Annotated in this window: 4 protein-coding genes; 2 read left to right on the top strand and 2 right to left on the bottom strand. The window is 72.9% G+C overall.

Annotation, left to right across the window (positions count from 1 at the left end):
* A partial coding sequence (locus tag AOK24_RS46310) for an NAD(P)-binding domain-containing protein (RefSeq protein ID WP_159051965.1) occupies positions 1-122 on the bottom strand: 122 nt, incomplete at its 3' end.
* A gap of 137 nt (positions 123-259) precedes the next feature.
* Here AOK24_RS46310 and AOK24_RS24495 point away from each other — a divergent pair.
* On the top strand, positions 260-835 hold the full coding sequence (locus AOK24_RS24495; protein WP_055722231.1) for a TetR/AcrR family transcriptional regulator: 576 nt from the start codon (positions 260-262) through the stop codon (positions 833-835).
* A 1-nt stretch (position 836) separates the two neighbouring features.
* On the opposite strand, the gene AOK24_RS24490 is transcribed toward AOK24_RS24495, so the two are convergent.
* Positions 837-1,205, bottom strand: a complete 369-nt coding sequence (locus AOK24_RS24490; protein WP_206191261.1) for a cytidine deaminase family protein — start codon at positions 1,203-1,205, stop codon at positions 837-839.
* Positions 1,206-1,384: 179 nt separating this feature from the next.
* Here AOK24_RS24490 and AOK24_RS24485 point away from each other — a divergent pair.
* The coding region (locus tag AOK24_RS24485) for an MFS transporter (protein WP_240554094.1) at positions 1,385-2,204 on the top strand (820 nt) is incomplete at its 3' end.

Genomic DNA, 2,204 nt, shown 5'->3' with positions numbered 1-2,204 from the left:
CCGGTGAGGGTCTCGGGGCCCCGGGAATTACTGAGGACGACGTTCCAGCCGGCGGCGACCGTCAGGCGGGCGAGGGCCGTACCGATGTTTCCGCTGCCGATCAGACCGAGGGTGCGGGGCATGGCGTACTCCGTTCGCGATGGGCGGCCCGGACGAATATCCGGAGACACTCTCCACTTCTATCACGTTAAACGGAGGCAGCTTCCGGTTGCGTGATGATTGACTGGTTTCGAGCCCGCCCCACAGGAACAGGAACGCGATGGACACCACCCCGACGACGTGCCGCAAGCCGCGTGCCGACGCCGCGCGCAACCGGGTCCGGATCCTCGACACGGCGCTGCGCCACTTCGCGCGGTACGGAGCCGGGACCTCGCTGGAGGCCATCGCGAGGGACGCCGGGGTCGGCCCGGCCACGCTCTACCGCCACTTCCCGACGAGGGAGGCGCTGCTCGCGGCGGCCCTGGAGGCCCCGGCGGCCGAACTCCTCGCCGGACGCGAGGAGTTGCGGGCCGTGGACGATGCCGACGAGGCGCTGCGGCGGTGGCTGCTGACGCTGGAGAAGTACTTCAGCACCTTCACGGGGCTGCCCGCGCCGGTCCTCGCGGCGATGACCCACGACGGCTCGCCGCTCTCCGTCTCCTGTCAGGAACTCCTCGCCGTCACCGACGAGTTCCTCGCCGCCGCCCGGGAACACGGCACGGCGCGCCCGGCCGTCCAGGGCCGCGACCTCTTCCTCGCCGCGCTGTTCCTCGCCTGGACCGAGGGCGCGCCCGTCGACGGCGACGCGCTGCCGACCCTGCGGCAGCTCATCGAGACCGGTTACAGCACGCGGTGAGTCACTGGTGGTCGGCCCACACGTAGCTCTCGGGCAGCAGGTCGCCGATGGGCAGCGCCCGGTCCCCGACGATGACCTCGATGCCGGGGAAGTAGTCGAGGAGGACCTGGCGGCAGCGCCCGCACGGCGGGACGACGCCCCGGTCCCGGTCGCCGACGGCGACGATCGTCCTCAGGTCGTCAACGCCCTGGGCCGCGGCCGTCCCGATGAGGACGAGTTCGGCGCAGGGGCCGCCGGTGAAGTGGTAGGCGTTCAGGGCGGTGACGATCCGGCCGTCGGCCGCGCGGCCGGCCGCCGCCATCGTGTGGTTGTCGCCGTGGCAGCGGGTGCGGGCGAGGTGGGCGGCGGCTTCGACGAGTTCATGGTCCACACGGGTCACGATCACCGTCGGGGGTGGGCGGGCGCAAGCGGTTTGCGTCGCCGCCGCGCGGGTCCCGTCAACCGGCTGAGCCGGGCAGGCCCTCGACGCCGGGTCCCTGATGCCGACGGTGCGCGATCCGGTCAGTCCCTTAGTTTTGGCCGGTGACTCTCCTCTCGCCTCGTCGGCTCGTGCCCCGGACCTATCAACCACTGTTCGCCCACGGCGCGTTCAGGCGGTTGCTGCCCGCGCTGGCCGTCTCCGATCTCGGGGACGGCATGAGCGTCGTCGCGGTGGCGTGGCTGGGGGTGCTGATCGCGCCCGAGGGGCAGGCCGGGTTCGTGGTGGGGGCGGCCGTCGCGGCGTACGCGCTACCCGGGGCCGTGGGGGCGCTGGTGTTCGGCCGGTGGCTGCGGCATCTCGCGCCCAAGAGGCTCGTCGTGGTGGACAGTTGGCTGCGCGCCGTGATGCTCGGGTGCGTGCCGGCGGCCTGGGCGGCGGGGGTGCTGCATCCCGTGCTGTACGTCGCGCTGCTCGCGGGGTCCTCCGTGCTGCACGCGTGGGGCGGGGCCGGGAAGTACTCGCTCGTCCCTCAGCTGCTCCCGCCCGAACAGCGCCTCGCCGCCAACGCGTTGCTCAGCTCCAGCGCCTCCGCCTCCATCATCCTCGGGCCCGCGCTCGCCGGGCTCCTGGTGACGTGGGTGGGGCCCGCGTGGCTGATCGGGGTCGACGCGCTGTCGTTCGCCGTGCTCGCCGTCCAGGTGGGGCGGCTGCGTGAGAAGGGCGGGGTGACCGACGCTCCCGTCGACGCGGGGCGCACGGCGGACGGGCTGCGGTTGCTGCGGCAACAGCCCGAGCTGCTCGGCGTGCTGGCGCTGACCTGGCTGTTCAACTTTCTGTACGGGCCCGTCGAGGTCGCCCTCCCGCTCCACGTCACCGACGATCTCGGCTCCGGCGCCGGGCTGCTCGGCCTCTACTGGATGCTCTTCGGGGTGGGGGCCGTGCTGGGGG

This window comes from Streptomyces niveiscabiei (assembly GCF_001419795.1).
Classification (GTDB): Bacteria; Actinomycetota; Actinomycetes; order Streptomycetales; family Streptomycetaceae; genus Streptomyces; species Streptomyces niveiscabiei.
Note: the sequence above shows the minus strand (reverse complement) of the source record. Positions and strands in the feature narration are given on the sequence as shown.